The organism is Pseudomonas sp. SA195 (assembly GCF_054131565.1).
The window spans coordinates 3,149,168-3,174,364 of the sequence record NZ_CP096392.1 but is presented as its reverse complement, the minus strand read 5'-3'; the positions used below and the strand labels follow the sequence as shown (position 1 = coordinate 3,174,364).

The 25,197-nt window shown below is 60.3% G+C and carries 24 protein-coding genes; 22 read left to right on the top strand and 2 right to left on the bottom strand.

What is annotated here, in order from left to right:
- Positions 1 to 102 precede the first annotated feature (102 nt).
- The 7 genes from M1D78_RS14735 (at position 103) to M1D78_RS14705 (ending at position 6,558) form a co-directional block, all read left to right on the top strand.
- The gene (locus tag M1D78_RS14735; protein ID WP_437420737.1) at positions 103 to 564 is read left to right on the top strand and encodes an outer membrane lipoprotein; all 462 of its coding nucleotides are present in this window, start codon (positions 103 to 105) and stop codon (positions 562 to 564) included.
- A gap of 279 nt (positions 565 to 843) precedes the next feature.
- The gene (locus tag M1D78_RS14730) at positions 844 to 3,636 is read left to right on the top strand and encodes a monovalent cation/H+ antiporter subunit A (RefSeq protein WP_437420736.1); all 2,793 of its coding nucleotides are present in this window, start codon (positions 844 to 846) and stop codon (positions 3,634 to 3,636) included.
- The gene (locus M1D78_RS14725; RefSeq protein ID WP_437420735.1) at positions 3,636 to 3,965 is read left to right on the top strand and encodes a Na+/H+ antiporter subunit C; all 330 of its coding nucleotides are present in this window, start codon (positions 3,636 to 3,638) and stop codon (positions 3,963 to 3,965) included. Before M1D78_RS14730 ends, M1D78_RS14725 begins: the two co-directional genes overlap by 1 nt.
- On the top strand, positions 3,962 to 5,467 hold the full coding sequence (locus tag M1D78_RS14720) for a monovalent cation/H+ antiporter subunit D (RefSeq protein ID WP_437420734.1): 1,506 nt from the start codon (positions 3,962 to 3,964) through the stop codon (positions 5,465 to 5,467). The genes M1D78_RS14725 and M1D78_RS14720 overlap by 4 nt, the downstream gene beginning before the upstream one ends.
- A complete protein-coding gene (locus tag M1D78_RS14715; RefSeq protein ID WP_437420733.1) occupies positions 5,464 to 5,964 on the top strand; it encodes a Na+/H+ antiporter subunit E in 501 nt (166 codons plus the stop codon). Before M1D78_RS14720 ends, M1D78_RS14715 begins: the two co-directional genes overlap by 4 nt.
- On the top strand, positions 5,949 to 6,218 hold the full coding sequence (locus M1D78_RS14710; protein WP_437420732.1) for a K+/H+ antiporter subunit F: 270 nt from the start codon (positions 5,949 to 5,951) through the stop codon (positions 6,216 to 6,218). Before M1D78_RS14715 ends, M1D78_RS14710 begins: the two co-directional genes overlap by 16 nt.
- Before the next feature lie 10 nt (positions 6,219 to 6,228).
- Positions 6,229 to 6,558: a Na+/H+ antiporter subunit G gene (locus M1D78_RS14705; protein ID WP_437420731.1), complete on the top strand. Its 330-nt coding sequence runs from the start codon at positions 6,229 to 6,231 to the stop codon at positions 6,556 to 6,558.
- Positions 6,559 to 6,572: 14 nt separating this feature from the next.
- On the opposite strand, the gene M1D78_RS14700 is transcribed toward M1D78_RS14705, so the two are convergent.
- Together M1D78_RS14700 and map are read right to left on the bottom strand one after the other, a co-directional pair.
- Complete coding sequence (locus M1D78_RS14700) at positions 6,573 to 9,275, bottom strand: [protein-PII] uridylyltransferase (RefSeq protein ID WP_437420730.1); 2,703 nt, start codon at positions 9,273 to 9,275, stop codon at positions 6,573 to 6,575.
- Between the two features lie 34 nt (positions 9,276 to 9,309).
- Positions 9,310 to 10,092 carry a type I methionyl aminopeptidase gene (gene map, locus M1D78_RS14695; protein WP_437420729.1) on the bottom strand — a complete coding sequence of 261 codons (783 nt, stop codon included), beginning with the start codon at positions 10,090 to 10,092 and terminating at the stop codon, positions 9,310 to 9,312.
- Positions 10,093 to 10,385: 293 nt separating this feature from the next.
- Between map and rpsB the strand changes: the two genes are divergently transcribed.
- The 15 genes from rpsB to rnhB all read left to right on the top strand — a co-directional run bounded on the left by rpsB (position 10,386) and on the right by rnhB (position 25,153).
- The gene (gene rpsB, locus M1D78_RS14690) at positions 10,386 to 11,126 is read left to right on the top strand and encodes a 30S ribosomal protein S2 (protein WP_437420728.1); all 741 of its coding nucleotides are present in this window, start codon (positions 10,386 to 10,388) and stop codon (positions 11,124 to 11,126) included.
- A gap of 127 nt (positions 11,127 to 11,253) precedes the next feature.
- On the top strand, positions 11,254 to 12,123 hold the full coding sequence (gene tsf, locus M1D78_RS14685) for a translation elongation factor Ts (protein WP_437420727.1): 870 nt from the start codon (positions 11,254 to 11,256) through the stop codon (positions 12,121 to 12,123).
- Between the two features lie 190 nt (positions 12,124 to 12,313).
- Positions 12,314 to 13,057, top strand: coding sequence for a UMP kinase (gene pyrH / locus M1D78_RS14680; RefSeq protein WP_437420726.1), 744 nt, complete (start codon positions 12,314 to 12,316; stop codon positions 13,055 to 13,057).
- Positions 13,054 to 13,611 carry a ribosome recycling factor gene (frr, locus tag M1D78_RS14675; RefSeq protein WP_437420725.1) on the top strand — a complete coding sequence of 186 codons (558 nt, stop codon included), beginning with the start codon at positions 13,054 to 13,056 and terminating at the stop codon, positions 13,609 to 13,611. The genes pyrH and frr overlap by 4 nt, the downstream gene beginning before the upstream one ends.
- Positions 13,612 to 13,757: 146 nt before the next feature.
- A complete protein-coding gene (gene uppS / locus M1D78_RS14670; RefSeq protein ID WP_437420724.1) occupies positions 13,758 to 14,519 on the top strand; it encodes a polyprenyl diphosphate synthase in 762 nt (253 codons plus the stop codon).
- Positions 14,513 to 15,328 (top strand): phosphatidate cytidylyltransferase, encoded by an 816-nt coding sequence (locus tag M1D78_RS14665; protein WP_437420723.1) that lies wholly within the window; start codon positions 14,513 to 14,515, stop codon positions 15,326 to 15,328. Before uppS ends, M1D78_RS14665 begins: the two co-directional genes overlap by 7 nt.
- Positions 15,325 to 16,515: a 1-deoxy-D-xylulose-5-phosphate reductoisomerase gene (gene ispC, locus M1D78_RS14660; protein ID WP_437420722.1), complete on the top strand. Its 1,191-nt coding sequence runs from the start codon at positions 15,325 to 15,327 to the stop codon at positions 16,513 to 16,515. The genes M1D78_RS14665 and ispC overlap by 4 nt, the downstream gene beginning before the upstream one ends.
- A gap of 91 nt (positions 16,516 to 16,606) precedes the next feature.
- The gene (rseP, locus tag M1D78_RS14655) at positions 16,607 to 17,959 is read left to right on the top strand and encodes an RIP metalloprotease RseP (RefSeq protein ID WP_437420721.1); all 1,353 of its coding nucleotides are present in this window, start codon (positions 16,607 to 16,609) and stop codon (positions 17,957 to 17,959) included.
- A gap of 68 nt (positions 17,960 to 18,027) precedes the next feature.
- Positions 18,028 to 20,454, top strand: a complete 2,427-nt coding sequence (bamA, locus tag M1D78_RS14650) for an outer membrane protein assembly factor BamA (RefSeq protein WP_437420720.1) — start codon at positions 18,028 to 18,030, stop codon at positions 20,452 to 20,454.
- Positions 20,455 to 20,502: 48 nt separating this feature from the next.
- The gene (locus M1D78_RS14645; RefSeq protein ID WP_437420719.1) at positions 20,503 to 21,006 is read left to right on the top strand and encodes an OmpH/Skp family outer membrane protein; all 504 of its coding nucleotides are present in this window, start codon (positions 20,503 to 20,505) and stop codon (positions 21,004 to 21,006) included.
- Positions 21,006 to 22,064, top strand: a complete 1,059-nt coding sequence (lpxD, locus tag M1D78_RS14640; RefSeq protein ID WP_437420718.1) for a UDP-3-O-(3-hydroxymyristoyl)glucosamine N-acyltransferase — start codon at positions 21,006 to 21,008, stop codon at positions 22,062 to 22,064. The genes M1D78_RS14645 and lpxD overlap by 1 nt, the downstream gene beginning before the upstream one ends.
- A 99-nt stretch (positions 22,065 to 22,163) precedes the next feature.
- On the top strand, positions 22,164 to 22,604 hold the full coding sequence (gene fabZ, locus M1D78_RS14635) for a 3-hydroxyacyl-ACP dehydratase FabZ (RefSeq protein WP_437421328.1): 441 nt from the start codon (positions 22,164 to 22,166) through the stop codon (positions 22,602 to 22,604).
- The gene (gene lpxA / locus M1D78_RS14630; protein WP_437420717.1) at positions 22,601 to 23,377 is read left to right on the top strand and encodes an acyl-ACP--UDP-N-acetylglucosamine O-acyltransferase; all 777 of its coding nucleotides are present in this window, start codon (positions 22,601 to 22,603) and stop codon (positions 23,375 to 23,377) included. Before fabZ ends, lpxA begins: the two co-directional genes overlap by 4 nt.
- 1 nt (position 23,378) lies before the next feature.
- On the top strand, positions 23,379 to 24,512 hold the full coding sequence (lpxB, locus tag M1D78_RS14625) for a lipid-A-disaccharide synthase (RefSeq protein WP_437421327.1): 1,134 nt from the start codon (positions 23,379 to 23,381) through the stop codon (positions 24,510 to 24,512).
- Positions 24,512 to 25,153, top strand: a complete 642-nt coding sequence (rnhB, locus tag M1D78_RS14620; RefSeq protein WP_437420716.1) for a ribonuclease HII — start codon at positions 24,512 to 24,514, stop codon at positions 25,151 to 25,153. Before lpxB ends, rnhB begins: the two co-directional genes overlap by 1 nt.
- Positions 25,154 to 25,197: the final 44 nt, after the last annotated feature.

The following is a 25,197-nucleotide window of genomic DNA, read 5'->3' as shown; positions in this document are numbered from 1 at the left end:
ATCCATGAATGCTCGGTCAGCTTGGGGCGAAAGCCAAGCGCTGTATCGCCGCAGTCATGACTTCAGACGCTCGGGATGAATTCGTTCCCCAGGAGACTAACCATGCGCAACTCGATTCTTGTCGCTTCCTTTGCAGCCGTAGCGTTGGTGCTTGGCGGCTGTACTTCCAATCTTACGGGCGATTCCTATTCGCGCGACGAAGCACGGCAGGTGCAGACCGTTCGCTACGGCACCATCGAGTCGTTGCGCCCGGTCAAGCTCGAAGGTACCAAGACACCCATTGGCACTGGCGCCGGCGCCGTGGTCGGCGGCATTGCCGGAAGCGGGGTGGGCGGTGGCCGCGGTAGCGCCGTGGCTGCGGTGATTGGCGCCGTGGCAGGTGGCATGCTTGGATCGGCGGCCGAGGAGGGAATTACCCGAGCCCAAGGGGTTGAGATCACTGTTCGCGAGGATGACGGCAACATGCGTGCCTACGTCCAGGAAGTCGAGCCGAATCAGGTGTTTCAGGTCGGCCAGCGTGTGCGGATCATGACGGTCAACGGGACGAGCCGCGTCGCCCCATAGCGACGGGGTTGCCACAGCGAGCATCCGGCAGCCGTTAGCGCCTGCCGGTCGGCTCGCTCGACGCGTAGGCGCTGGCGAACAGCGCTACTCCGGGTGCCGTCCGCCGCACCCAGCCGCGTGTTAGAGCGCGCCATTTGTTTTTCGAAATACATGAATCCATGACGATAGCGCCGTCGTTATGGATAATCGGCGCACATTGCCATGCCGCTTCGGGCTGAAGTCTGGTCGAGCTAGGGATATAAACGCCGTGCACTGACGCGGCATAAGGGGTCTTCGCACATGGCGCTCGCGCTTATCATCGCTCTGCCATTTCTCGGGATATGCCTGCCGCTGCTGTTCGAACGCTTCGGGCGCTCGGCTTGTGCGTTTGGCGCCGGGCTGGCACCGCTCGCGGCGCTCGTGCTGCTGCTTTCAAAGCGTGCCGAGGTGTTCGCTGGCGAGCCGCTGATGGTCTCGTTGCCCTGGTTGCCAGATCTCGGTCTCAACTTTAGCCTCCGGCTCGACGGCTTGGGGTTCCTGTTCGCGCTGCTGATCCTGGGCATTGGGCTCCTCGTCATCCTGTACGCGCGGTACTACCTCGGCAAACAAGAGCCCATCGGGCGGTTCTACGGTTACTTCCTGATGTTCATGGGGGCAATGCTCGGCGTGGTGTTGTCCGAGAACCTCCTGCTGATGCTCATGTTCTGGGAGTTGACCAGCCTGTCGTCGTTCCTGCTGATCGGCTTTTGGAGTCACCGCTCGGATGCACGCCAGGGCGCGCGCATGGCGCTCACGGTCACCGGCGGCGGCGGGCTCGCGCTGCTCGCTGGTATCCTGCTGATCGGTCATATAACCGGTAGCTTCGAGTTGACCACGGTGCTTGCGTCTGGTGATCAGATTCGCGCCCATGGGCTTTACCCTCTGACCTTGATCCTCGTGCTGCTGGGCGTCTTCACGAAGTCGGCGCAGTTCCCGTTCCACTTCTGGCTGCCACAGGCCATGGCGGCGCCGACCCCAGTCTCAGCCTTCCTGCACTCGGCCACTATGGTCAAGGCGGGCGTGTTTCTGCTGGCCCGCTTGTACCCAGCGCTATCGGATTCCGAGTGGTGGTTCTACCTGGTCAGCCTCACAGGCCTGGCGACGCTATTGATTGGCGCTGTGATGGCACTCTTCCAGCATGATCTCAAGGGCCTGCTAGCGTACTCGACGATCAGTCACCTGGGCCTGATCACTTTGCTGTTCGGCCTCGACTCCCCCATGGGGGCGGTGGCGGCGATCTTCCACATCATTAATCACGCAACGTTCAAGGCGTCCTTGTTCATGGCGGCGGGCATCATCGACCATGAAACCGGGACTCGCGACATGCGGCGCATCAACGGGATGCTTAAATACATGCCGCACACGGCAGCGCTGGCGATGGTGGCCTCGCTGGCGATGGCTGGCGTGCCGCTGCTCAACGGCTTCCTGAGCAAGGAAATGTTCTTCGCCGAAACGCTCGACCAGCATCTGCTGGGCAGTTTCTACTGGACCATTCCGGCCCTTGCGACCTTGGCAAGCGCGTTTTCGGTTGCATACTCGCTGCGATTCGTACATGACGTGTTCTTCAATGGTGAGCCGGTGGATCTGCCGAAGTATCCGCCGCATGAGCCGGCGCGCTATATGAAGATTCCCGTCGAGATTCTCGTACTGCTTTGCCTGCTGGTGGGCATGCTGCCTGCCTATACCGTCGCGCCGTTGCTTGCCGCTGCGGTTTCCGGAAGCTTGAACGGCAATGTGCCGGATTACAGCCTGGCGATTTGGCACGGCTTCAACCTGCCATTGGTGATGAGCTTCGTCGCCCTGGCTGGCGGCCTTCTGATCTACTCGATGCGTAAATGGGCGTTTCGCTGGTATGAAGGCCTGCCCCGCGTCGACTCGCTGCAGGTGTTCGCCGCCGTGGTCGACCGGATCGCCGGCACGGCTCGGTGGATCACCGGGCGGCTGGAAAACGGTTCGCTTCAGCGCTACCTGGCGCTGGTTCTGATCAGCTCGTTGGTGCTGGTGGTCTTCGCCCTGACGCCCCTGCAGGCGCTACGCGGCCCGATCGAAACGACGCCCCTGGACAGCCTCACCGTCGCCGGACTGGTCGTTCTGTCCTTGAGCTCGCTGCTGACCGTCATCTTCCATCGTCGACGTTTGATGGCATTGATCGTGCTCAGTGTGGTCGGCCTGATGGTGTCGCTGGCCTTCGCGCGTTATTCGGCGCCTGATCTGGCACTGACCCAGCTGTCCGTCGAGGTTGTGACAATCATCCTGCTGATTCTCGCGCTGTTCTTCATGCCCGACCGTACCCCGGTCGAGTCGAGCAGCCTGCGCAGTTTCCGTGACCTGATCCTGGCAGCCACCTTTGGCACCATGATCGCGTTACTGGCGTATGCGGTGCTGACGCGGCCCTATGAAAGTATCGCCTCCTTCTTCCTCGACAACAGCGTTTCTGGTGGCGGCGGAACCAACGTGGTCAACGTGATCCTGGTCGATTTCCGTGGTTTCGATACGCTCGGCGAGATCACCGTGCTAGCGATTGCTGCCGTCGGCATCTTCGGTCTGCTGCACAAGCTGCGGTTGCCGCATCCGGTGCGAGACTACGGCGGCAGGCTCTGGTCGACTGATCGCCACCCCATGGTGCTCGACACCCTGGCGCGAGCACTGCTGCCCATGGCCCTGTTGATTTCGGCGTTCATCTTCCTGCGCGGGCACAACCTCCCGGGCGGTGGTTTCATTGCCGGACTGATCACTGCGGTCGCGTTGATCCTACAATACATCTCGCATGGCGTGACCTGGGCGCAGCAGCGCCAGCCGCTCAGCTATCACGCCGTAGCGGGTGTCGGTGTGCTGATCGCTGGCCTTACAGGACTCGGTAGCTGGCTGTTCGGGCGTCCTTTCCTGACGTCCGCCTTTGGCCACTTCCATCTCCCGTTGGTAGGAGAGTTCGAGTTAGCGACGGCCATGCTTTTCGATCTTGGGGTCTACCTGACGGTTGTGGCCGCGACACTGCTGATCTTGTCGAACATCGGCCATGTCAGCCAGGACGAGTCTTGCAAGGAGGTGTGGTAATGGAAGCCGTACTGGCAATAACCCTCGGGGTGATGATGGCGAGCGGCGTCTACCTGCTGCTGCGGGCGCGTATCTTTCCGGTGGTGATGGGGCTGACGCTGATCTCTTATGCGGTGAACCTGTTCATCTTCGCCATGGGGCGCCTGGCGACCGGTGCGCCTGCGGTAATCGGGCGCAGCGCTGAATACGGCGATCCGCTGCCCCAGGCGCTCGTGCTTACCGCGATCGTGATCGGTTTTGCCATGACTGCTTTTGTGGTGGTTCTGGCGCTGCGCGGGCTGGGTGAGCTGCGCACTGACCATGTAGACGGGCGGGAGCCGCGCGAATGAACCATGCCTTGATCCTGCCGATCCTGGTGCCGCTGTTCGCCGGTTGCCTGCTGCTGGTCATGCACCGTGCCGGCACTCCTTTCAAGCGTGGCGTATCGCTGCTCGCCACCGGGTTGCTGGTGCCGCTTTCGCTCTGGTTGCTGGGCGTTGCCGATACCGGCGTGCTCCACGTTTACCAGCTCGGTAATTGGGCGCCTCCGTTCGGCATCATGCTGCTGCTGGATCGGTTAAGCGCGTTGATGCTACTGGTCACGGCACTGCTGGCTGGCTTTGCCATGCTCTACGCCTGTCGAGGTGACGACGAACGTGGGCCTAATTTCCATGCCTTGTTCCAGTTCCAGTTGATGGGTATCAATGGTGCGTTCTTGACGGGCGACCTGTTCAACCTGTTCGTATTCTTCGAAGTGCTGCTGATTTCGTCCTATGCGCTGTTGCTGCACGGGCAGGGCGCGCGGCGTGTTCAGGCGGGTATTCATTATGTCGTGCTCAACCTGCTGGGCTCCTCGCTGTTCCTGATCGGCGTCAGCATGCTCTATGGTCTGACCGGCACGCTGAACATGGCGGACCTAGCCATCCGCGTCGGGGCGGCGGACCCGGGCGACGCGCCGCTGCTTGCGGCAGCAGGCTATCTGTTACTCGTGGTGTTCGGGCTTAAGGGAGCTGTCCTGCCGCTGTACTTCTGGTTGCCTCGCGCTTACGCGTCCGCAACGGCGCCGGTCGCTGCGCTCTTCGCCATCATGACCAAGCTGGGCATCTACGCCATTGTGCGGGTATTCACGCTGGTCTACGGCAGTGAAGCTGGCTCGCTTGATGGCATGGTGCTTGACTGGCTGTGGCCGTTGTCGATGCTGACGCTTGTCGGCGGGGTGCTGGGTGCGCTGGCCGCACAGAATCTGCAGGGGATGCTCTCCTACCTGGTCGTGGTGTCAGTCGGTACATTGCTCGCTGGTGTGGCGCTCGGCTCGGAAGAGGGGATCGCCGCGGCGCTCTATTATTTGCTGCACAGCACCCTGATCTCGGGTGGTTTGTTCCTGCTGGCCGATCTGATCGCCCGCCAGCGCGGAGATGCCGCCGGCGAACTTGTATCCGCGCCGGCGGTGCGCCAACCGCTGATGCTAGGGGCGCTGTTTTTCGGGGCCGCCATTTCGATCGCCGGTTTGCCGCCATTTTCGGGTTTTGTCGGTAAGGTGATGCTGTTGCGTGCGGTCCCGCTCGGTATCGACGCTGCCTTCCTCTGGCCGGTCGTTCTGATTGGCGGGCTGGGCATGCTGATCGCGCTCAATCGCGCCGGTAGCATGTTGTTTTGGCGGGCCAGCGACGCCGCAACGGTAGCCGCGCCTGCCGACTCGGTCCGGGTCGTGGGGGCGTTCGGTTTGTTGCTCGGCAGCCTGGTGATGGTCTTCGCTGCTCAGCCTATCCAAGCATATACGCGGGCCGCCGCGGCCCAGTTGTTCGACTTGGCGCCTTATCTGCAGATCATTCACCAGGGAGGTGCCGCATGAGGTCGCGGTTTCTGCCGAATCCAGCACTGACGCTGCTGCTGGCGCTGCTGTGGCTGCTGCTCAATAACACCTTGAGCGTCGGGCATTTGCTGCTTGGCTTATTTCTTGGCTGGGCGATTCCGCTGCTGGTGAGCGGCTTTCTGATCCGTGTGCCACGTGTCAGGAGCCCGCTCAAGCTCTGCGGGTTCACGCTGAAGGTGTTCTATGACATTGCAGTGGCCAATGTCCACGTCGCGAAATTGGTTCTGGGGCCTCGTGGCAAGCTCCAACCGGCGTTCATCGAAGTGCCGATGGCCATCGAACATCCGTTCGTCCTAGCTGTGCTGACCAGCATCATTTCGCTGACGCCCGGTACCGTCTCGGCTTCGCTGCGCGCTGACCATAAGGTCCTGCTGATTCATGCGTTGGACGCACCAGATATCGAAACCCTGGTGGCGGATGTAAAAGATCGCTACGAAACCCCGTTGCTGGAGATATTCGAATGCTCGCGTTCGTAATTCCGCTGTGCATGGGCGTGATCGGCGCTGCCGCGGTGCTCAATCTGATCCGGTTGGTGCAGGGGCCGGATATGCCCGACCGGGTTCTGGCGCTGGACACGCTTTATATAAACGCGCTGGCCTTGATCGTATTGTTCGGCATTTGGCTGGCGTCTGACCTGTTCTTCGAGGCTGCGCTGCTGATCGCGGTGATGGGCTTCGTCAGTACCGTGGCGGTAGGCAAACACCTGCTGCACGGCGATATCATCGACTAAGGAGCCTGCGATGCCCTTTTGGATCGAACTGCTGGTATGCGTGTTTCTGCTGGTAGGCAGCGCATTTGCGTTGGTGGGAGCCATTGGTCTCTATCGCTTGCCAGATTTCTTTACCCGTCTGCACGGGCCGACGAAAGCCACGACGCTGGGTGTCGGGGGAATCGTGATCGGCTCGATGATCTTTTTCAGCCATCAGGGCGAGGGGCTGAGTTTTCACGAGGTCCTGATCACGCTATTTCTGTTCCTGACCGCGCCGGTTAGCGCCCATGTGCTGGCCAAGGCGGCCATGCAGCAAAAACTGCCGATAACCGCCAAGACCCGCGGCAAGCCCTGGGACTGATCGCCGGTCCGGCTTCAGATCACGATACTGCTGGGCGACGGTTGCCGCTCATTCTCCTGTGAGAGCTGCTTGATCATCGCCTGCTGCAGCTTGATGCACAGCTGCGGGTCCGACAGCGGCTGGTTGTCCGCATTGGTCACGAAGAACACGTCCTCTACCCGTTCGCCAAGGGTCGCAATTTTCGCGTTCTGCACCGACAGGTCGAAGTCGAGAAAGAGTTGGCCGATTCGTGCGAGCAGGCCGGGACGGTCGGGCGCAACGACTTCAATGATGGTCTGCGGGCGCTGCATGTCGTTGTGAATGGTCACCTGTGGCGGGAAGGCAAAATGCTTGAGCTGCCGCGGCACGCGCTTCTGGATGATGGTGAGGTAGTCGTCGGGGTTGCGGAGGGCGTCGATCAGACCTTGCCGGATTTCCTCGGTGCGTTTCGGGTCGTTGCCGATCGGGCTACCGTCGGCGTCGAGCACGATATAGGTGTCGAGGGTGAACTGGCTGCTCGAGGTAATGATTCTGGCGTCGTGGATGTTCAGATTGAGTTGGTCCATTGCCGCCACGGTCACGGCGAAGAAGTCGTGCTGATCGGGCGCGTAGATGAATATCTGCGTTCCTCCCTCGAATTCTCGCTGCGTAGTTTCCTTGATCAACACCAGCGGACCACCGTCGCTCGGGTGCTCGATGATCGCTTCGGTGTGCCAGGCGACGTCCGTGGAGCTGTGGCGCATGAAGTAGTCGTCGCCAAGCTGGGCCCAGAGCTGCTCTGCGTCGTCGGGATCAGTGCCGTTGCGCACCAGGTTGTCGAGCGCGGCACGCTGGGTCTGGCGGATCTGCTCTTCTCGGTCGAGCGGGTTTTCCAGGCCGCGGCGCAGGGCGCGCTTGGTCTCGGTGTACAACTGGCGCAGCAGACTGGCGCGCCACGAATTCCACAGCGTCGGGTTGGTCGCGTTGATATCGGCGACGGTGAGCACGTAGAGGTAGTCCAGGTGCGTTTCGTCACCTACCTGTTGCGCGAAGTCATTGATGACCTGTGGGTCAGACAGGTCCTTACGCTGGGCGGTGGTCGACATCGCCAGGTGATTCTCTACCAGCCAGACGACCAGGCGGGTATCCCAGGCGGGCAGCTTGTGGCGTGTGCAAAAGGCCTGGGCATCGACCGCGCCGAGTTCGGAGTGATCGCCGCCGCGCCCCTTGGCTATGTCGTGATAGAGGCCCGCAATGTAGATCAGTTCAGGCTTGGGCAGGCGCTCGACCAGCTTGCTCGCCAACGGGTACTTCTCTGCAACGCCGGGCTTGCTGAGTTTGCGCAGGTATTTGATGACGTTCAGCGTGTGGGCGTCGACCGTATAGATGTGGAACAGGTCGTGCTGCATCTGCCCGACAATGTGGCCGAATTCGGGCAGGTAGCGGCCGAGAATGCCGTAGCGGTTCATTCGGCGCAGGTTGCGATGGATGCCTTCCTTGCACTTGAACAATTCGATGAAAAGGCTGGTGTTGCGTATGTCGCTGCGGAAATCGTCGTCGATCAGATGCCGGTGGTCGCGCAGCAGGCGAATGGTTTCTGCGCGCACGCCTTGGATGTCCGGGTGCTGAGCGAGTAGCACGAAGGTCTCGAGGATGGCGAATGGGCGGCGCGTGAATACCGAGTCGTTGGCAACTTCGAGGTAGCCGTCACGTATCAGGAAGCGGCTATTGAGCGCCACAGCGGGGCCGGTATCTCCCTCCCAGAGAATCACCTCGGCAAAATGCTGGCCGACCAGGTCGCTGAGCTCGGAAATGCTCATCACCACGCGGTAGTACTTCTGCATGAAACGTTCGATGGCCAGCTTCGCGTCGCTGTCCTCGTAGCCAAGCATGGCGGCCAGGCTGCGTTGGTGGTCGAACAACAGGCGATCCTCAGCGCGTCCAGCGAGCATGTGCAGCCCATAGCGAACGCGCCAGATGAATTCCTGACTGGAAACCAACAGGGCATATTCACCCTCGGTGAGAAAGCCCTGGTCGACGATGGCGCTCAGGTTGAGGCTGCCGAACTGGCGCCGCGCGATCCAGAGAATCGTCTGAATGTCCCGCAGGCCTCCGGGCGAACCTTTGACGTTGGGCTCGAGGTTGTACTCGGTGTTGTTGTACTTGGCGTGACGCGCCGCCTGTTCCTCGCGTTTGGCAAGGAAGAACTCCTTGCTGGGCCACATCTCGCTCGGGCTGGTGACGCGAAGCATGTCTTGGCGCAGGCGCTCCGGGCCGGCAATCGTCCGGCTTTCCATCAGGTTGGTGACGACCGTTAGGTCAGCGCGTGCCTCTTCGGCGCATTCAGCGACCGAGCGCACGCTCTGGCCGACTTCGAGCCCAATGTCCCAGAGCAGGGTTAGGAAGCCTTCGATCGCGTCGCGAAAGATTTCGTGATCGCTGTCGTCGAGCAGAATCAGCAGGTCGATATCGGAATAGGGGTGCAGCTCGCCGCGCCCGTAGCCGCCGACCGCGACCAAGGCGATTTCAGCATCGGCGCTCCAGTCGAAGCGCTCCCATGCCGCGCGAAGAATCTGGTCGACGAACCAGGCGCGATCCTCGATCAGGCGGCGGATGTCGCGCCCCGCAACGAATCGCTGGTCAAGCACCTCGCGGGCCTGTCGAATCACCTTCTTGAAGGCCGCGATCGGGCTGGCCTTGAGCGCGAGCTCCGCTTGGAACTGGCTGCGGTCGAACAGTTCAGGGTCAACCTGAGGCATGGTCGTCTCCCTTCAGAAGGTGGTGATGGCTGCGTCAGGGTGCGGTATGCGCGATGGTGTCGTCGCTGCGCAGGGTTAGGATTTCGTAGCCGTTGGCAGTGACCACGATGGTGTGCTCCCACTGTGCGGAAAGCTTGCGGTCCTTGGTGATCGCGGTCCAGCCATCGCCCAGCAGCCGCGTCTCGGATCGGCCCTGGTTGATCATCGGTTCGATGGTGAAGGTCATGCCTTCCTTCAATTCGAGGCCGGTACCTGCGCGGCCATAGTGAAGCACCTGCGGTTCTTCGTGGAAAACCTTGCCGATGCCGTGGCCACAGTATTCGCGGACCACGGAAAAGCCGTTCTTCTCGGCATGCTTCTGGATCACTTCGCCGATATCGCCGAGACGCGCGCCTGGGCGGACGATCTCGATGCCTTTATAGAGGCACTCCTGAGTGATCTTGCACAGGCGCTCCGCCCATTCCGGCGCCTTGCCGACAATGAACATCTTGCTCGTGTCACCGTGGTAGCCGTCCTTGATGACCGTGATGTCGATATTAAGGATGTCGCCGTCCTTGAGCGGCTTGTCGTTTGGAATGCCATGGCAAACGACATGGTTGATCGACGTGCAGATCGACTTGGGATAGCCCTTGTAGTTCAGCGGTGCCGGTATCGCCTGCTGGACATTGACGATGTGGTCGTGGCATCGACGATCAAGCTCCTCGGTGGTGACGCCGGGTTTGACGTACTCGCCGATCATCTCCAGTACCTCGGCGGCGAGGCGGCCGGCGACGCGCATCTTTTCTATGTCTTCGGGGGTCTTGATCGAAACGGTCATGCAGTCCTCTTGGCGCCAAGAGGCGCAGGCGGAAAAACGAAGAGCCAGATGATAAACCAAAGCGCCGGGGCCCTGCAGGCTGCAGGACCCCGGCGGGGTGCGTTACCGGTTGTCGCGCCTCGATGGAATGCGCGCTAGCCCGGCCCGCCTCTTTGTGCTATAAAACGCGCCGCTCTGCGGGACTGCCCGCCTGAGCCTAACCCCACACACGTGTCGACACGGTATCCTGGGTGCTCGTAAGAGTTGGATATCGGGACGCGTGGAGGCCTAACCCGACTATCCGAGGAAGTCCCATGTCTCAAGTCACTATGCGCGATATGCTGAAGGCCGGTGTGCACTTCGGCCACCAGACCCGTTACTGGAACCCGAAAATGAACAAGTACATTTTCGGCGCGCGTAACAAGATCCATATCATCAACCTCGAGCAGACCCTGCCGATGTTCAACGACGCTCTGCGTTTCGTTGAAAAGCTGGCGGCCGGCAAGAACAAGATTCTGTTCGTGGGCACCAAGCGTTCTGCTGGCAAGGTCGTGCGCGAGGAAGCGGCTCGTTGCGGTTCGCCGTACGTCGACCATCGCTGGTTAGGCGGCATGCTGACCAACTACAAGACCATCCGTGCATCGATCAAGCGTCTGCGCGATCTGGAAGTCCAGTCGCAGGATGGCACCTTTGACAAGCTGACCAAGAAAGAAGCGCTGATGCGCAGCCGCGACCTCGAGAAGCTCGAGCGCAGCCTGGGTGGTATCAAGGATATGGGCGGCCTGCCTGATGCCATGTTCGTCATCGATGTTGATCACGAGCGCATCGCGATCTCTGAAGCCAACAAGCTGGGCATTCCGGTCATCGGCGTTGTCGATACCAACAGCAGCCCGGAAGGCGTCGACTACATCATTCCCGGTAATGATGACGCCATCCGTGCTGTGCAACTCTATCTGAGCTCTATGGCCGATGCAGTACTGCGTGGCCGTCAGAACACCGCTGGCGGTGCCGATGAGTTCGTCGAAGAGTCTGCAGCCGAGGCTGCTCAAGGCTAAGCGCTGCTGTCGCCTGGCTGATACCCGTTGAACAAGAAGGGGGCTATGCCCCCTTTTTGCCACTTCCGAATTGTTCGCCCCGAACTTGGGTGAAGATCGAATAACCAAATCGAGAGGATTTGCAAACATGGCAGAGATCACTGCAGCCCTGGTTAAAGAACTGCGCGAGCGCACCGGCCAAGGCATGATGGATTGCAAAAAGGCACTCACCGCCGCTGGTGGTGACATCGAGAAGGCCATTGATGACATGCGTGCCGCAGGCGCCATCAAGGCCGCCAAGAAGGCCGGCAACATTGCTGCCGAAGGTTCGATCGCCGTTAAGGTTTCCGACGACAACACGCGCGCCGTGATCATCGAAGTCAATTCGCAGACCGACTTCCTGGCTCTGCAGGATGACTTCAAGGCATTCGTGAATGCCAGCATCGAAAAGGCCTTCGCTGAAAACATGACCGAGGCCGCGCCGCTGATCGCCGCCCAGGAGTCGGATCGCGAAGCCCTGGTCGCCAAGTGCGGCGAGAATGTCAACATTCGTCGCCTGAGCAGCGTCCAGGCTGATCTGATCGGTTCCTACCTGCATGGTCATCGCATTGGTGTTCTGGTTGCGCTGAAGGGCGGCAACGTCGAGCTGGCCCGTGAGATCGCCATGCACGTTGCAGCGAGCAACCCGCAGTTCCTCGAGCCGTCGCAGGTTTCCGAAGAAGCGGTCGCCAAGGAGAAGGAAATCTTCATGGCGCTGAACGAAGATAAGATCAAGGGCAAGCCTGCCGAGATCGTCGAGAAGATGGTTGCTGGTCGTATCAGCAAGTTCCTGGCCGAGGCCAGCCTGGTCGAGCAGCCTTTCGTCAAGGATCCCGACGTGAAGGTCGGCGATCTCGCGAAGAAGGCCGGTGCTGAAATCGTCTCTTTCGTTCGTTTCGAAGTAGGTGAAGGCATCGAGCGTGCCGAAGTCGACTTCGCCGCCGAAGTTGCTGCGCAAGTCGCCGCCACCAAGCAGTAAGATCGCTCCGTTGTCCTCGAAGAGGCTGCCCGCTCACGCGCGCGGCCTCTTCGTCGAAATGGAGAAAGGAAAGTTTCGTCACGTTATCGTCATCGCGTGGCACCAAGCCTTGCTTGCGCTGTCATAGCGCAGATATTTTCTGGCGGGCCAATCGGGCCGCCATACAATCGCCGCAGGAGAGACAACGCCAATGGCTCAGCAGATGAGTGCACGCAACCCTCGCTATAAACGCATCCTGCTCAAATTGAGCGGCGAGGCACTGATGGGTTCGGAAGATTTCGGCATCGATCCGAAGGTGCTCGACCGCATGGCGCTGGAAGTGGGCCAACTGGTAGGGATCGGCGTCGAGGTAGGTCTCGTCATTGGGGGCGGCAACCTGTTCCGCGGCGCGGCGCTCTCAGCCGCGGGCATGGATCGCGTCACTGGCGACCACATGGGGATGCTGGCTACCGTCATGAATGCGCTGGCGATGCGCGATGCGCTGGAGCGCTCCAACATCCCAGCGCTGGTGATGTCGTCCATCTCCATGGTGGGCGTGACGGATCATTACGACCGTCGCAAGGCCATGCGGCACCTGAAAACCGGCGAGGTCGTGATCTTCTCCGCAGGAACCGGCAACCCCTTCTTTACCACCGATTCGGCTGCCTGCCTGCGGGCGATCGAGATCCACGCGGACGTCGTACTGAAGGCCACAAAGGTCGACGGTGTCTATACTGCCGACCCGTTCAAAGATCCCAATGCCGAAAAGTTCGAGCAGCTGAGCTACGACGAGGTGCTCGACCGCAAGCTCGGCGTGATGGATCTGACGGCGATCTGCCTGTGCCGCGATCACAATATGCCGTTGCGTGTATTCAACATGAACAAGCCCGGCGCACTGCTGAATATTGTGCTCGGCGGCGCCGAAGGCACCCTCATCGAGGAAGCGAACCAATGATCAATGAGATCAAGCAAGACGCGCAGGAGCGCATGAAGAAGTCCCTGGAGTCGCTGGGGCATGCCTTTGCCAAGATCCGCACTGGTCGTGCGCATCCAAGCATTCTGGATAACGTCATGGTGCCTTACTACGGGTCGGACACACCGCTTCGTCAGGTAGCCAACGTGACTGCCGAGGATTCCCGCACGCTGGCGCTGACCGTATTCGACCGCAGCATGATCCAGGCCGTCGAGAAGGCCATCATGACGTCCGACCTTGGTCTCAATCCCTCGACCGCGGGCACCACCATCCGGGTCCCGATGCCGGCATTGACCGAGGAGACGCGCAAGGGCTTCTCCAAGCAGGCACGCGCCGAAGCCGAGAACGCTCGAGTAGCGGTGCGCAATATCCGTCGCGACGCGCTGGCACAGTTGAAAGATCTGGTCAAAGAAAAGGAAATCAGCGAAGACGAGGAACGTCGTGCACAGGATGACGTTCAAAAGCTGACCGACAAGTATGTTGCTGAGATCGACAAGGCGTTAGAAGCCAAGGAAAACGACCTGATGGCGGTGTGAGCTGGTGTCGGGCCATCGTCCGTCCCGCTCATGTTGGCGCCTGCCGCTTCTGGCAGGCGAGGGGCTATCGAGTCCTATCCCCTGGGGCTGCCGCGTCAGTTCCTCCCTTTGTTCGCAGCGTGATTGAACGCAGGTAGAGTCGTTTCATGGATAAGGTCAGGCAGATTGCCAGGCGGAATGTGCCCCGTCATGTTGCAATCATCATGGATGGCAACAACCGCTGGGCCAAGAGGCGCTTGTTGCCCGGTGTCGCCGGACACAAGGCCGGTGTCGATGCGGTCAGGGCGGTGATCGAGGTCTGTGCTGAGGCGGGGGTTGAAGTCCTCACGCTATTCGCGTTTTCCAGTGAGAACTGGCAGCGCCCGGCCGACGAGGTCGGTGCACTCATGGAGCTGTTCCTCTCGGCGCTGAGGCGCGAGGCGCGCCGTCTCAACGACAACGACATTAGCCTGCGCATCATTGGTGACCGCAGCCGTTTCCATCCGGAACTGCAAGCCGCCATGCTCGAGGCCGAGGAAATGACTGCAGGGAGCGGGCGTTTCATTCTCCAGGTGGCGGCTAATTATGGTGGGCAATGGGACATCCTCCAAGCGGCGCAACTCATGGCTCGCGAAGCGCAGGCTGGTCGGCTCCAGCCTGAGGAGATAAGCCCGGCGCTTTTCCAGCGCTATCTCGCCACTGGTGATACGCCGGCGCCAGATTTGTGCATCCGTACCGGCGGGGAGCGACGTATCAGCAATTTCTTGCTGTGGCAGCTCGCCTATGCCGAACTCTATTTTTCAGACCTGTTCTGGCCGGACTTCAAGCACGACGCCATGCGGACCGCTCTCGCCGATTTTGCGACGCGCCAGCGACGTTTCGGCAAGACCGGCGACCAGGTCGAGACCGAGGCCCGAGCAGAATGTTGAAGCAGCGCATCATCACCGCCGCCGTGCTCGTACCGATCGCACTGATCGGATTCTTTCTTCTCGACGGTGCAGCTTTCGCGCTATTCATCGGCGCGGTGGTGACGCTAGGCGCCTGGGAATGGGCGCGGCTCGCAGGTTTCGAGGCGCAACCGGTGCGGACTGGCTACGCTACGCTGGTTGCTGTATTGCTGATCCTGCTTTATCAGTTTCCAGTCCTCGGTCCTTGGGTCTTGTCGGCAAGTGTGGTCTGGTGGCTTATCGCGACCTTTTTTGTACTGACCTATCCGGCTAGTCAGCGCCATTGGGGTGGCCGAGGCGGTAGCCTGGTAATCGGCTTGTTGATCCTGTTGCCCGCCTGGCAAGCCTTGCTGCTCCTCAAGCAATGGCCGCAAGGTAATTGGTTGATCGTGGCGGTCATGGTACTGGTTTGGGCTGCGGACATCGGCGCATACTTTTCTGGCAAGGCGCTCGGGCGTCGCAAACTGGCGCCCCAAGTCAGCCCTGGCAAGAGCTGGGAAGGGATGATCGGCGGATTGATTACCAGCCTGGTGATCACGCTGGTGGTAGGGTTCTATCGCGATTGGTTGGCGCGTGAGCTTGTCCTGGCTGTCATGGGGGCGGCAGTGGTCGTGGTGGTTTCGGTGGTTGGCGACCTTACCGAAAGCATGTTCAAACGCAGTTCGGGTATCAAGGACAGCAGTCAATTGCTGCCCGGACACGGAGGGGTCATGGATCGCATCGACAGCCTGACTGCGGCCGTGCCTGTGTTCACGGTCCTGTTATGGCTCGCAGGGTGGGGATCGTGGTGAATAGGCCGTTACAGGTCACTGTACTAGGCGCCACCGGTTCGATTGGGTTGAGTACCTTGGATGTCATTGGTCGGCATCCGGCTCGATATCAAGCCTTCGCATTGACCGCCTTCAATCGTATCGCCGAGTTGCGCACGCTCTGTACCAAGTATCGGCCGCGTTACGCCGTGGTCGCCGATGCCGAACGGGCCGCAGAACTGCAGCACCAGCTCGATGGCGATGGCGTCGCTACCCGAGTGCTCGTGGGCGAGGGCGGGCTCTGCGAAGTCGCCGCGCATCCGGAAACTGACGCAGTCATGGCAGCGATCGTCGGCGCGGCGGGGCTGCGACCGACGCTCTCGGCGGTAGAGGCGGGCAAGCGCGTACTGCTGGCCAATAAAGAGGCGCTGGTGATGTCTGGCGCCCTGTTCATGCAGGCGTTGAACCAGAGCGACGCGGTGTTGTTGCCTATCGACAGCGAGCACAACGCCATTTTCCAATGTTTGCCGGGTGGCTACCAAAAGGGGCTTGCCAGTGTCGGGGTTCGGCGGATTCTGCTGACTGCGTCTGGGGGGCCGTTTCGCGAGCTGCCGCTGAAACAGCTGGACGCTGTAACGGTTGCTCAGGCCTGCGCTCATCCGAACTGGTCTATGGGGCGCAAGATATCCGTCGACTCGGCGAGCATGATGAACAAGGGGCTGGAGCTGATAGAAGCCTGCTGGCTCTTCGATGCCCGTCCCGAACAGGTCGAGGTCGTGGTTCATCCCCAAAGCGTAATCCACTCGATGGTCGACTATGTGGACGGCTCGGTGCTGGCTCAGTTGGGTAACCCGGATATGCGTACGCCGATTGCGCATGCGCTGGCCTGGCCGGAGCGGATCGACTCGGGCGTGTCAGCGCTGGATCTACTACGCATCGGTCGGTTGGATTTCCAGGCGCCAGATGAAGAACGTTTTCCCTGCCTGCGCATCGCGCGCGTAGCTGCGGAGGTGGGTGGTACCGCGCCTGCGATGCTCAACGCGGCAAACGAGGTAGCGGTCGATGCCTTCCTTGATGGGCGGATTCGCTTCACCGAAATCGCGGGTATCATCCAGCGGGTACTAGATACCGAAGCGTCGGTGGCGGCTCGCAGCCTTGATGACATCCTGGCCGCCGACGCGCAAGCTCGCAGGCTGGCCCTGCGCTGGTTACATGATCGGGATCGCTAGGCACTGGCGCTTCTTTGTGGCGCACGACTGACGGGGCATGGCTTGCCGACATGGCAAGCCTCGTTCGACAAGCCTTCGGGCAGAGGATTTTATGGGCGCGCTGTACATGATCGTCGGCACCCTGATTGCATTGGGTGTTCTGGTTACCTTCCATGAATTCGGGCATTTTTGGGTAGCGCGGCGTTGCGGCGTGAAGGTGCTGCGTTTCTCGGTGGGCTTCGGTCGACCACTGCTGCGCTGGCATGATCGTCAGGGGACGGAGTTCGTGGTGGCGGCGATCCCGCTGGGCGGCTACGTAAAAATGCTGGACGAGCGAGAGGGTGAAGTGCCTGCTTCGTTGCTAGAGCAGGCGTTCAACCGCAAGCCGGTTCGCCAGCGCTTCGCGATCGTATCTGCAGGGCCAGCGGCCAATTTTCTGCTTGCACTGGTTTTCTTCTGGGCGCTGGCGATGCTTGGAAGCGAGCAGGTCAAGCCGGTGGTGGGGGCGGTTGAAGCGGGCAGTCTCGCAGAGCGCGGTGGATTGGTTGCCGGCCAGGAAATCGTTGAGGTGAATGGAAAGCCAACCTCAGGTTGGGCAGAGGTCAATCTTCAGCTTGTCCGTCGGATCGGCGAGAGCGGTACGCTAGAGATTAAGGTCCGTGATGTCGACGCCAGCCAGACTCAGCAATTGCAGTTGGAGTTGAAAGGTTGGCTGAAAGGCGTAGAAGAGCCCGATCCTATCGGCTCGCTTGGCATCCGCCCGTGGCGTCCGGCAATCGAGCCGGTGGTCGCTCAGCTTGATCCGGATGGGCCCGCACAGGCTGCAGGTGTGCGATTGGGTGATCGCCTAGTCAGTCTTGATGGCCAAATGCTTCAGGATTGGCAGCAGGTCATCGATCAGGTTCGGCAATTGCCTGGCGAGTCAGTCGAACTGGTCGTGGAGCGCAATGGTAAGCGCATCCCCTTACCTGTCACTTTGGTCGCTCGAGGTGAGAAAGAGGACCGCCGGGGCTATCTAGGTGCCGGTGTGGCGGGTGGAGAATGGCCAGCGGAGATGTTACGCACGGTCAGCTTCGGACCGGTCGAGGCGGTAGTTGAAGGCGCCCGCCGGACATGGACCATGAGCGTTCTGACGCTTGATTCCCTACGTAAAATGCTGTTTGGGGAGCTCTCGGTAAAAAACTTGAGCGGCCCGATAACCATTGCTAAAGTGGCGGGCGCTTCTGCGCAGTCGGGTCTGAGCGATTTTCTGAACTTTCTCGCCTACTTGAGCATAAGCCTTGGGGTACTCAATCTTTTGCCTATCCCCGTTCTGGATGGGGGGCACTTGCTGTTCTATCTGGTCGAGTGGGTCCGCGGGCGTCCACTGTCGGACAGGGTCCAAGGCTGGGGAGTTCAGATTGGCATCAGTCTGGTTGTCGGCGTGATGCTGCTTGCACTGGTCAATGACCTTGGCCGTCTTTAATTGCCATTTACCTTGATTCACCGCGCCTGGCGCCGGTCCATTGATCAGGTTTGAAAAGAAAGGACTTCATGAAACGTCTGCTTCTACCTGCGGTCATTTCCGCGCTGATGATTACCGAAGTTCACGCCGAGTCCTTCACTATTTCCGATATCCGCGTCAATGGACTTCAACGGGTCTCCGCCGGTAGCGTATTTGGCGCGTTGCCGTTGAATGTCGGGCAGTCTGCGGACGACAACCGTCTGGTCGATGCTACCCGGGCGTTGTTCCGGACCGGTTTCTTCGAAGACATCCAGCTCGGTCGTGAAGGCGATGTGTTGGTAATCAACGTAGTGGAGCGGCCATCGATCGCGAGCATCGAAATCGACGGCAACAAAGCGATCAAGACGGAAGATCTGCTGTCGGGTTTGCAGCAGTCGGGGCTGGCGGAAGGTGAGATCTTCCAGCGCGCCACGCTCGAGGGTGTGCGCAATGAGTTGCAGCGCCAGTACGTCGCTCAGGGGCGCTATTCAGCAACGATCGAGACCGAGGTCGTCCCGCAGCCGCGCAACCGCGTCGCCCTTAAGATCAATATTAATGAGGGTTCGGTCGCTGCGATCAAGCACATCAATGTGGTGGGTAACAGCGTCTTCCCTGAAGAGGACTTGACCGATCTGTTCGAACTCAAGACGTCGAACTGGCTGTCGTTTTTCCGAAATGACGACAAATATGCTCGCGAAAAGCTGTCCGGTGACCTTGAGCGCCTGCGCTCCTATTACCTTGATCGCGGCTATATCAATATGGATATCACCTCTACGCAGGTATCCATTACACCGGACAAGAAAGATGTCTACATCACCGTGAACATTGCCGAGGGCGATCGCTACACGGTCAGCGACGTCAAACTTAGCGGTGACCTGAAGGTACCCGAGGAAGAGCTGCAATCGCTGCTCTTGGCGAAGGAGGGCCAGGTCTTCTCGCGCAAGGTGATGACCACCACGTCCGAACTGCTCAGCCGTCGCCTCGGCAATGAGGGCTACACCTTTGCCAACGTGAACGGCGTGCCGGAGCCGAACGACGAAGATAATACCGTTGCGATCACTTTTGTGGTCGATCCCGGCAAGCGCGCCTACGTCAATCGCATCAACTTCCGCGGTAACACCAAGACCGAGGACGAAGTCTTGCGTCGCGAGATGCGGCAGATGGAAGGCGGTTGGGCCTCGACCTACCTGATCGACCAATCCAAGACTCGTCTCGAACGGCTCGGCTTCTTCAAAGAAGTCAACGTAGAGACTCCGCAGGTGCCTGGTACCGACGACCAGATCGACGTCAACTACAGCGTTGAAGAGCAACCTTCCGGCTCGATCATGGCAAGTATTGGCTTCGCGCAGAACGCGGGCCTGATCCTCGGCGGGTCGATCAGCCAGAACAATTTCCTGGGCACAGGCAATCGCGTGAGCGTCGGACTGACCCGCAGCGAATATCAGTCCCGATACAACTTCGGCTTCGTCGATCCCTACTGGACCGAGGATGGCGTCAGCCTCGGTTACAATGCGTTCTATCGGACGACTGATTATGACGAGCTCGATTACGATGTCTCCAGCTACTCCGTCGACAGCTTGGGGGCCGGGGTCAATATCGGCTATCCAATCAGTGAAACGGCTCGTCTTTCCTATGGCCTGTCGGCCCAGCAGGATTCGCTCGACATCGGCAACTATTCGGTGGATGAAATCCTTGCCTTCATCGAGAAGGAAGGCGATCGCTTCCTTAACTTCAAAGGCTCCGTGGGTTGGTCCGAATCGACGCTGAATAGGGGTGTCCTGGCGGATCGTGGCTATTCCCAGAGCCTGAACTTCGAGGCCACGTTACCGGGCAGCGACCTAGCGTTCTTCAAACTCGATTACCGTGGCCAAGTATTCGTACCGCTGACACAGGCCACGTCGCTGCGTTTTCACACCGAGCTTGGTTATGGTAGTGGTTACGGCTCGACCGATGGATTGCCCTTCTACGAGCATTACTACGCAGGTGGCTTCAACTCGGTACGCGGCTACGAAGACAGTTCCCTCGGCCCGCGCAGCACGCCTAGCGTGGCGCGCAATGCGGATGGTAGTGTCATCAGCACTAGCGAGGGCGCCGGTCCGGGATATGACGGGCGTTACACCGACGACCAGGATCCGGTGGCCTACGGTGGTAACGTGTTGATTCAGGGTGGCGTGGAATACCTGTTCCCGATGCCTTTCGTGAAGGACCAACGCTCGCTGCGTACTTCGGTCTTTTGGGATGTTGGTAATGTTTTCCTTACCGAATGCCCGTCGTCCAACGATCCGATCCTCAAGGCGAGCATGAACACCCAAAATTGCGGTGATATCGACCTCGGCAACCTGGCCAGTTCGGTCGGCGTGGGGTTGACTTGGATTACGGCTATGGGACCGTTGAGCTTCAGCCTGGCCATGCCGGTGATGAAGCCGGACGATGCCGATCCCCAGGTATTCCAGTTCTCGCTGGGGCAAACCTTCTAAACAGCTGGAGCCTGGTCTCCAGCGTCACATTCAAGAGTGGTATTCATTGTGCGTAAGTTGACTCAATTGCTTGTCGTTGCCGCTGCCCTGGTAGCTACTCCTGCGTTCGCAGAGATGAAGGTCGCGGTGCTGAACTACCAGATGGCGCTGCTCGAGTCTGACGCGGCGAAGCGTTACTCGGTCGATGCGGAAAAGAAGTTCGGCCCGCAGCTGACCAAGCTCCAGGGGCTGGAAAGCGAGGCTAAGCGTATCCAGGATCGCCTGGGCAAGGACGGCGACAAGATGCAGCAGGCCGAACGTGAGCGACTGGAGCTTGAGTTCAAGCAGAAGGCGCGGGATTTCCAGTTCCTCTCCAAGGAATTGAACGAATCCAAGGCGTCGGCTGACCGAGACATGCTCAAGCAGCTCAAGCCCAAACTGGACAAGGCGGTAGAAGAAGTCATCAAGAAGGGTGATTTTGATATGGTGCTCGAGCGCGGCGCCGTGGTCGATGTCAAGCCGCAGTACGACATCACCCGGCAGGTCATTGAGCGTATGAATCAACTGCGCTGATGGCCAATGTCGCTTATTCGCTCGGTGATTTGGCCGAGCGCCTCGGGGCAACCCTACGCGGTGAACCTACGAAGCTGATCTCGGGGCTGGCAACGTTGCAGGATGCCGGCCCCGAGCAGCTCAGCTTTCTCGCCAATGCGCAGTACCGCAAATTCCTGGCCGATTCGGCTGCGGGTGCGGTCCTGCTGACCGCCAAGGACGCGTCGGACTATAGGGGCGCGGCGTTGGTTGTCGACAACCCATATCTCGCCTATGCGCGCCTGTCGCACCTCTTCGAAACGCGGCCCCGGGTCCAGCCAGGAATACACCCAACTGCAGTCGTCGACCCCTCCGCGCATGTGGATCCGACGGCGTCCATCGCGCCCTATGTAGTGATTGAGGCGGAGGCCTGGATCGGGCCGGACGTCAACATCGGTGCGCAGTCGTTCGTGGGCGCCCGTAGCCGGATCGGCGCCGGCGGGCGGCTGGCGGCGCGCGTGACGCTTTGCCATGACGTCTTCATCGGCGAGCGGGTGGTTATTCAGCCGGGGGCGGTCATTGGCGGTGAGGGGTTCGGCTTTGCCAACCAGCAGGGTAGTTGGGAGAAAATCGCGCAGCTTGGCGGGGTCCGTATCGGCGATGATGTCGAAATTGGTGCGAACACGACAATCGATCGCGGTGCACTTTCCGACACGCTTATCGGCAATGGCGTGAAGCTCGACAACCAGATCATGATCGCGCACAACGTGCAGATCGGTGACAACACGGCAATGGCGGGTTGTTCGGGAATCTCCGGCAGTACAAAGATCGGCCGCAATTGCATGATTGCCGGTGGCGTCGGCCTCGTTGGCCATATTGAAGTCTGTGACAACGTGTTCATCACGGGCATGACGATGGTGACCAAGTCGATCACCGAGCCTGGCAGTTATTCCTCCGGTACGGCGATGCAGCCGGCTGCAGAGTGGCGCAAGAGCGTTGCTCGAATTCGCCAGCTCGACGACATGGCGCGACGTCTGCAGCACGTGGAAAAATGCCTGGCCGCAGTGACCCCGGAAGGGGATGCGTCTTCAGATGCCTGACCGTTTCATCTGTTCGTCCCGCTAACGGCCGATCGCCAGATGCTTGCGCTGTCCATGCGGCAGTGCAGCTACCACATTCATTACAGGCTTTTTTCCTCCATGATGGACATCAACGAGATTCGCGAATACCTCCCGCACCGCTACCCGTTTTTGCTGGTCGATCGCGTAGTGGAGCTGGACACGGACGCCAAGCGTGTTCGCGCCTACAAGAACGTCACCATCAACGAGCCCTTCTTCAACGGGCATTTCCCACAACATCCGATCATGCCGGGCGTTCTCATCATCGAAGCGATGGCCCAGGCCGCCGGGCTCCTGGGTTTCAAGATGATGGGCGTCAAGCCCGCTGACGGCACACTTTATTACTTCGTCGGCTCTGACAAGCTGCGCTTCCGCCAGCCCGTCGTTCCGGGCGATCAGCTGACACTCGAAGCTTCGTTCATCAGTGCCAAGCGAGGCATCTGGAAATTCGATTGCCGTGCCAGTGTCGACGGCAAGCCGGTATGCTCAGCTGAAATCATCTGTGCGGAACAGAAGATATGAGTTTGATCGACCCTCGCGCGATCATCGATCCTGCTGCCCGCCTGGCTGACGATGTCCAGGTTGGCCCGTGGTCGATCATCGGCCCGGATGTCGAGATCGGCGAGGGGTCGGTCATTGCTTCTCACGTCGTGGTCAAAGGGCCGACGCGCATTGGCCGGCACAACCGTATCTACCAATTTTCTTCGGTAGGTGAGGACACGCCTGACTTGAAGTACAAGGGCGAACCCACGCGCCTGGTTATTGGCGATCACAATGTCATCCGCGAGGGTGTGACGATCCATCGCGGTACGGTGCAAGATCGCAGCGAAACCACGATTGGTGACCATAACCTCGTCATGGCCTATGCACACATTGGCCATGACAGCGTCATTGGTAATCACTGCATTCTGGTCAACAACACCGCGCTGGCTGGCCATGTTCATGTGGGCGACTGGGCGATTCTTTCCGGCTATACACTGGTTCACCAGTATTGCCATATCGGTGCTTACAGTTTTTCTGGCATGGGTACGGCTATCGGCAAGGACGTGCCGGCCTTCGTCACCGTTTTCGGCAACCCGGCCGAAGCGCGCAGCATGAATTTCGAAGGTATGCGCCGCCGCGGCTTTAGCGCCGAAGCCATTCATGCGTTGCGTAATGCATATAAGGTTGTCTATCGCAAAGGGTTGACCGTCGAGGCAGCCCTTGCCGAGCTTGCAGTTGACGCGCAAGCCTTCCCGGAAGTCGCGCTGTTCCGAGATTCCATCCAGGCGTCGAACCGTGGCATCACCCGCTGAAGTGTCAATACCGCTTACCGTTGCACTCGTCGCGGGCGAGGCGTCGGGGGATATCCTCGGGGCCAGCCTGATGGAAGCGCTCATTGCGCTGAGGCCGGGTGTTCGCTTCGTGGGCGTCGGCGGCCCTCGGATGGAAGCGTTGGGCATGCAGTCCTACTTTCCACAAGAGCGCCTTGCCGTCATGGGGTTGGTGGAGGTTCTAGGACGGCTTCCCGAGCTGCTCGCGCGTCGCAAGCGCCTCGTGCAGCGTCTACTGGAGGTTCGCCCAGACGTCTTCATCGGTATCGATGCGCCGGATTTCAATCTCGATCTGGCCTTGAAGCTTCGCCGTGGGGGCCTACGCACCGTCCATTATGTGAGCCCCTCTGTGTGGGCCTGGCGCCAGAAGCGCGTCCTGAAAATCGGTGACGCCTGTGACCTGATGCTGACCCTGTTTCCGTTCGAAGCGCAGTTCTATGAAGCACACCAGGTCCCGGTACGCTTCGTCGGCCATCCTTTGGCCGATGCGATTCCGCTTGAGGCCGATCGCTCGGCGGCACGCAAGGCGTTGGGGCTATCCACCGAAGGCCGGGTCATTGCGCTGATGCCGGGCAGCCGCGGCGGCGAGGTAGGCCGTCTGGGCGAGTCGTTTCTCGAGGCTGCCGAGCGCTTGCGCGCCATGCGGCCGGGGATTGATTTTGTTCTGCCTTGCGCCAGCCCGCAGCGTCGCGAGCAAATCGAGCAACTGCTCGTCAATCGGGATTTGCCAGTGACGCTCGTCGATGGCCGCTCCCATGACGCACTGGCGGCTTGCGATGCCGTCTTGATTGCGTCGGGCACGGCCACGCTCGAAGCGTTGCTCTACAAACGGCCAATGGTCGTTGCCTACCGAGTCGCACCGCTGACCTATCGAATTCTCAAACGCATGGTCAAGAGTCCGTATATTTCCCTGCCTAACCTGCTTGCACAACGGCTGCTGGTCCCGGAACTCATCCAGGATGCGGCGACGCCGGAGGCCATGGCGCAGCAGCTGTCGTGCCTGCTCGATAGCGGTGACGCTCAAACGGAAGGGTTCGATGCCATTCACCGGACCCTGCGCCGCGATGCCTCCCGGCAGGCCGCCGAGGCGGTGTTGGGGCTGGCGGAGGCTGACTGATGCAGATCGGGCTGGATTTCAACCTCGTTGAGGATCTCGTCGCCGGTGTCGACGAGGTCGGGCGTGGGCCCCTCTGTGGTCCTGTAGTAACCGCAGCAGTCATCCTCGACCCCCGGCGGCCGATCGACGGCCTCAATGACTCGAAGAAGCTCAGTGAAGCCCGGCGGGAGGCCCTCTATGGCGAGATATGCGAGAAGGCGCTCGCCTGGTGCATCGCCCGGGCTGAGGTGCACGAAATCGATGAGCTGAACATCCTGCACGCGACCATGCTGGCCATGAAGCGCGCCGTTGAAGGGCTCAGCGTGACGCCGCGGCTCGCACTGATCGATGGAAATCGTTGCCCGCAACTGTCCGTGCCCAGCGCGCCCGTGATTCAGGGGGACGCCCAGGTGCCAGCGATCGCAGCAGCCTCGATACTCGCCAAGGTGAGCCGGGATCGGGAAATGTGCGCGCTCGATCTATGCTACCCAGGTTACGGCCTGTCGTCGCACAAGGGCTACCCCACGCCGAGCCACCTCGACGCCCTCCAGCGCCTTGGCCCGACGATCATTCATCGGCGATCCTTCGCGCCGGTGCGCACGCTGCTCGAGCGGGTCACGGTGACCGAGTCGATTGTCGTGGGCGATATCCTGCCGGTCTAGCGCCCGGCGTTAAGCATCGCTTCGACGTCCACATGCCTCCCCGG